This is a genomic window from Gordonia sp. UBA7599 (genome assembly GCA_002477755.1).
Lineage (GTDB): Bacteria > Actinomycetota > Actinomycetes > Mycobacteriales > Mycobacteriaceae > Gordonia.
The window spans coordinates 5,823-10,939 of sequence record DLKD01000039.1; the positions used below are offsets into that span (position 1 = coordinate 5,823).

The 5,117-nt window shown below is 68.4% G+C and carries 7 protein-coding genes; all 7 read right to left on the reverse strand.

Annotation, left to right across the window (positions count from 1 at the left end):
• Positions 1–277, reverse strand: a 277-nt coding sequence (gene rplS / locus B4L26_RS05345) for a 50S ribosomal protein L19 (protein ID WP_290716720.1), incomplete at its 3' end; no start/stop codon positions are given.
• 142 nt (positions 278–419) lie between these two features.
• On the reverse strand, positions 420–1,127 hold the full coding sequence (gene trmD, locus B4L26_RS05350) for a tRNA (guanosine(37)-N1)-methyltransferase TrmD (protein WP_290716722.1): 708 nt from the start codon (positions 1,125–1,127) through the stop codon (positions 420–422).
• Between the two features lie 2 nt (positions 1,128–1,129).
• On the reverse strand, positions 1,130–1,663 hold the full coding sequence (gene rimM, locus B4L26_RS05355) for a ribosome maturation factor RimM (protein ID WP_290716724.1): 534 nt from the start codon (positions 1,661–1,663) through the stop codon (positions 1,130–1,132).
• Between the two features lie 19 nt (positions 1,664–1,682).
• Positions 1,683–1,928 (reverse strand): RNA-binding protein, encoded by a 246-nt coding sequence (locus B4L26_RS05360; RefSeq protein WP_290716727.1) that lies wholly within the window; start codon positions 1,926–1,928, stop codon positions 1,683–1,685.
• Positions 1,925–2,497, reverse strand: a complete 573-nt coding sequence (gene rpsP / locus B4L26_RS05365) for a 30S ribosomal protein S16 (RefSeq protein ID WP_290716730.1) — start codon at positions 2,495–2,497, stop codon at positions 1,925–1,927. Before rpsP ends, B4L26_RS05360 begins: the two co-directional genes overlap by 4 nt.
• Before the next feature lie 273 nt (positions 2,498–2,770).
• A complete protein-coding gene (locus tag B4L26_RS05370) occupies positions 2,771–3,850 on the reverse strand; it encodes an amidohydrolase family protein (protein WP_299491401.1) in 1,080 nt (359 codons plus the stop codon).
• Between the two features lie 20 nt (positions 3,851–3,870).
• Positions 3,871–5,117, reverse strand: a 1,247-nt coding sequence (locus tag B4L26_RS05375) for a signal recognition particle protein (RefSeq protein WP_290716735.1), incomplete at its 5' end; no start/stop codon positions are given.

Sequence of the window (5,117 nt, forward strand, 5' to 3'; positions counted from 1 at the left end):
GACGGACGTCACCGCGGGTGAGCACGTCGATCTTGGCGATGTTGGGGCTGTGCACCGGGAAGGTGCGCTCCACGCCGACGCCGAAGGACACCTTGCGGACGGTGAAGGTCTCACGCACACCGCCACCCTGGCGGCGGATCACGACGCCCTTGAAGACCTGGACGCGCTCTTTGGAGCCCTCGATCACCTTGACGTGAACGTCAACGGTGTCGCCGGGGGCGAAGTCGGGCAGGTCGTCGCGGAGGGACTGCTTGTCGAGGAAGTCCAGGGTGTTCATATCGGTTGTCCAATCTGGCGTGTGCGTGAGTAGAGGAACCTGGCGGCCGCGGACGGATCAACCGGTTCATGCTCCGAGCATTGCGTGTCCACACGGGGTCGGCATGTGCCGTGACCTGCCGCGTGGCAACCGCTCCATTGTGTCAGGAGTCGTGCTCGCGCAGCAAATCGGGTCGTCGTGCCCGTGTGCGCTCCAATGCCTGCTCGGCCCGCCATGCGGCGACCCGGGCGTGATCGCCCGACAACAGCACCTCGGGCACGTCGAGTCCGCGCCACGACACCGGGCGCGTGTAGCTGGGGCCTTCGAGCAAACCGTCGGAGAAGGAGTCGTCCTGATGCGACACCGGGTTGCCCAGCACACCGTCGATCAGCCGCGTCGTGGCCTCGACCATCGCCATGACCGCGACCTCGCCACCGATCAACACGAAATCGCCGATCGACACCTCTTCGACGCGCATCCGCCGGGCCGCGTCGTCGACGACGCGCTGGTCGATTCCCTCGTAGCGTCCGCAGGCGAAGACCAGGTGGTTCTCCCGGCTCCAGCGCTGTGCCGTCGCCTGGGTGAACGGCACACCGGCAGGCGTCGGGACGACGAGGATCGGGCCGTTCTCGACGTCGGTCTCGGTACCGCACACCTCATCGAGCGCCTCGCCCCAGACCTGCGGCTTCATGACCATGCCCGGCCCGCCGCCGTAGGGCGAGTCGTCGACGCTGCGGTGCACGTCGTGGGTCCAGTCGCGCAGGTCGTGGACGTCAAGGGAGATGATCCCCTTGTCGATCGCCTTGCCCAGCAGCGCTTCGCGCAGCGGTGCGACGTAGTCGGGAAAGATGGTCACGATGCTCAGTCGCACGACTAGCCCTCCAGCAAACCCTCGGGCGGATCGATGACGACGCCGTCGGTGCGCGACACTTCGGGCACGATCTCGGCGACGAACGGGATGAGGATCTCCCGACCGTCGTCGGCGGCAGCGACGGCGAGCAGGTCCGAGCCGGGCAGGTGGATGACGTCGCGGACCTCGCCGACGGTCTCACCGTCGACGATGCGCACCGGCAAGCCGATCAGCTCGTGGTCGTAGAACTCGTCGGGATCGTCGCCGGAATCCACATCGTCGGCATCGATGACAAACAGCAGTCCGCGCAAATCGTCCACGGCACCACGATCACTGACGCCGGCCAGCGACACCAACAGCCGCCCGGAATGATTCCGGGCGGCTGTAACGGTGAACTCCCGCTCTGCGGTGGGTGCGGCACCCTTGACGCGCGGCATCACGCCGCGCACCACGGTGCCGGGCGCGAAGCGCAACTCGGGGTCGTCAGTGCGGATGTCGACGACGAGTTCGCCGCGGACGCCGTGGGGCTTGACCACGCGGCCGATCACCAGGTCCACGTGCGGTCCCGGTCGACGATCAGCGGTCGGTGTCGACGATGTCGACGCGCAGTCCCTTGCCCCCGATACCGGTGACCAGGGTGCGCAGCGCGGTGGCCGTGCGGCCGTTGCGGCCGATGACCTTGCCGAGATCCTCGGGATTCACGTGGACCTCGATCAACCGCCCGCCGCGGCCGCCGGACAGCAGCTCGACACGGACGTCGTCGGGGTTGGCCACGATCCCGCGAACGAGGTGTTCGACGGCGTCGGCGACGACGACGCTCACGCCTCGTCCTTGGCGTCGGCAGCGGCCTCACCCTCGGCGACGGCCTCGGCCACGGTCTCACCGTCGTCGGCGAGGTCTTCCTTGACAGCCTCGGTCTCCGGCTCAGCGGTCTCCGGGGCCTCCGACGCGGTGGCCTTGTCCTCGGCTTCGGCCTTCTCCTCGGCCTTCTCCGCAGCCTTCTTCGCGGCCTTCTTCTTCGGCGTGGTGGCGTCGGCGACCGGCTCGCTGTCAGCAGCGGCCAGCGCGGCGTTGAACAAGTCCTGCTTGCTCGGCTTGGGCTCGGCGACCTTCAGGGTGCCCTCGGCGCCCGGCAGGCCCTTGAACTTCTGCCAGTCACCGGTGATCTTCAGGATCGCGGCTACCGGCTCGGTGGGCTGCGCGCCGACGCCGAGCCAGTACTGGGCGCGGTCGGAGTCCACCTCGATGAACGAGGGGTCTTCCTTGGGGTGGTACTTGCCGATGGTCTCGATGACGCGGCCGTTGCGGCGGGTACGCGAGTCGGCGACGACGATGCGGTACTGCGGCTGGCGGATCTTGCCGAGGCGGGCGAGCTTGATCTTGACAGACATGTTTCCTTCAGTTGGTCACTGCGCAATTCAGCAACCCGCGCGGGATGCGCAAGTCCGGTTTTGCGATTGATTCGGTGTGACCGCCGGTCGGGCGTACCCGGGTCCGGCGAACCGACGGTTCATTCTGCCACTGGTGCACGTCAATCCCCAAAATCACGAGCGGTCAGACGGGCTGAACCAAGCCGTGCTCGACCACCCTCTGATGCCCCTGGAGCACTTAGCGCGGTGATCTTTACCTCGTAGTGGTAATAATCGACCGCGTTCGTACGGGACCTAGCCTCTGATCGGAACTCCACCGCAGATGATCTCGCGCGGGCGGCGCAGCGCGCTCAAGTCCTCGCGCGGGTCGGCGTCGAGGATCAGCACGTCGGCGCGGTCACCGTCGTCGAACACCCCCGCACCCAGCCAGCGCCGCGCGGCCGCGCTGGCCGCGTCGAGCGCCTCGGAGACCGGCATGCCCATGGCGACCAGAGCCTCCACCTCGTCGACGATCCGGCCGTGCCCGACGAAGCCGCCGGCGTCCGTTCCCGCGAAGATCTGCACGCCCGCCTCACGCGCCGCCGCCATCACCTGTCCGGCGCGCGCGTACAAATCGCGCATGGTGGCCTGATACGTCGGGAACCGGTCGGCGCCGTCGGCGATGCCCGGGAAATTCTCGATCTGGATCATCGTCGGGACCAGCGCGATGTCGCGGGCCACCACCTCGTCGATGAGGTCGTCGGTCAGCCCGGTTCCGTGCTCGATGCAGTCGAATCCGGCGCCGATGATGTCGGGCAGCGCGTCATAGCCGAAGACGTGCGCGGTGATCTTCGCCCCGGCTCCGTGCGCGGCGGCCACCGCCGCGTCGAGTTGCGCGCGAGTCCACAGCGGGGCGAGATCACCGGCGTCTCGGTCGATCCAGTCGCCGACGATCTTCACCCAGCCGTCCCCGGCCGCCGCCTGGCGCGTGACCTCGGCGGCGAGGTCGTCGGGATCGTCGAGATCGACGCCGTAGTCGCGCAGGTACCGCTTCGGTCGCGCGATGTGCTTGCCAGACCGGATGAACTGCGGGCAGCGCGGATCGTCGTCGAGCGGGTGGGTGTCCAGCGGCGAGCCGACCTCGCGGATCAGCGTCGTCCCGGCTGCGACGTCGGCGTACGCAAACGCCCGCGCCTGCTCGACGGTGACGCCGAGCCCAGGCGCGATGCCTACGTGGTTGTGGGCATCGACCAGACCGGGCAACAACCAACCGTCGTCGACGATCGTCGTCGCACCGTCGACCGGCCCGTCGCGGAACACGCCGTCGACGATCCACAGGTCGATTCGTTCACCGGTCAAGCCGTTACGGCCGCCGACATGGAGTGCTCCGGTCACAGCCACCTCCGGATCCCCGACTACTTCTTCTTGCCGTTCTGGTCGAACTGCGAGAAGTCGATGTTGGCCAAGCCCGGTGGCAGCTCGTCGAGTCCGGGCGGCATCGACGACAGGTCGGGCATTCCGCCGGGCATGCCGGGGAACCCACCGGGCGGCATGCCCGGGAACCCGCCGCGCACCCTGGGCGGCGTCGGTCCGCGGCCGCGGACCTTCTTGCCCTTCTTGCCCCCCTTGCCGCGCCGGACGTTCTTGCGCCCTCCGCCGGGGCCGGCCATGCGACCGGTCATCGCGGCCATCTGCTTGCGGGCCTCAAAGAAGCGGTCGACGAGCTGGTTGACTTCAGAGACCGAGACACCCGAGCCGTTGGCGATGCGCAGGCGGCGCGAGCCGTTGATGATCTTCGGATCGGCACGCTCGGCGGGGGTCATGCCGCGGATGATTGCCTGCACGCGGTCGAGCTGCGAGTCGTCGACCTGCGCCAACGCCTCCTTCATCTGGCCGGCGCCCGGCAGCATGCCGAGCAGGTTTCCGATGGGGCCCATCTTGCGGATCATGAGCATCTGCTGCAGGAAGTCCTCCAGCGTGAGGTCGCCGCCCATGATCTTCGACGCGGCCTCTTCGGCCTGCTGGGCGTCCCAGTGCTCCTCGGCCTGCTCGATCAGCGAGAGGACGTCGCCCATGCCGAGAATCCGGCTGGCCATGCGGTCAGGATGGAAGACGTCGAAGTCCTCCAGTTTCTCACCGGTCGACGCGAAGAGGATGGGCTCGCCGGTCACCTCGCGGACGCTCAGTGCGGCACCGCCGCGGGCATCGCCGTCGAGCTTGGTGAGGACGACGCCGGTGAACCCGACGCCCTCGGCGAAGGCCTGTGCCGTGGTGACGGCGTCCTGGCCGATCATGGCGTCGACGACGAAGAGGACTTCGTCGGGATCGGTGGCCGCGCGCACGTCCGCGGCCTGGCGCATCAACTCGTCGTCGAGGCCGAGACGGCCCGCGGTATCGATGATCACCGTGTCGAAATGGTTCGCACGGGCGTACTCGACACCGCCGCGCGCCACCTGCACCGGATCGCCGGCCGACACGCCCATCTCGCCTTCAACACCCACGGCGGTACCGGGGTTCGGCGCGAACACCTGGACGCCCGCGCGCTCACCGACCACCTGCAACTGGTTGACGGCGCCCGGCCGCTGGAGGTCACAGGCGACGAGGAGCGGCGTGTGCCCCTGCTTTCCCAACCAGGCGGCAAGCTTGCCGGCCAGGGTCGTCT

Excerpts from the sequence above, each read along its gene's own strand:
- rpsP (WP_290716730.1), bottom strand. The coding sequence starts at position 2,497 with ATGTCTGTCAAGATCAAGCTCGCCCGCCTCGGCAAGATCCGCCAGCCG.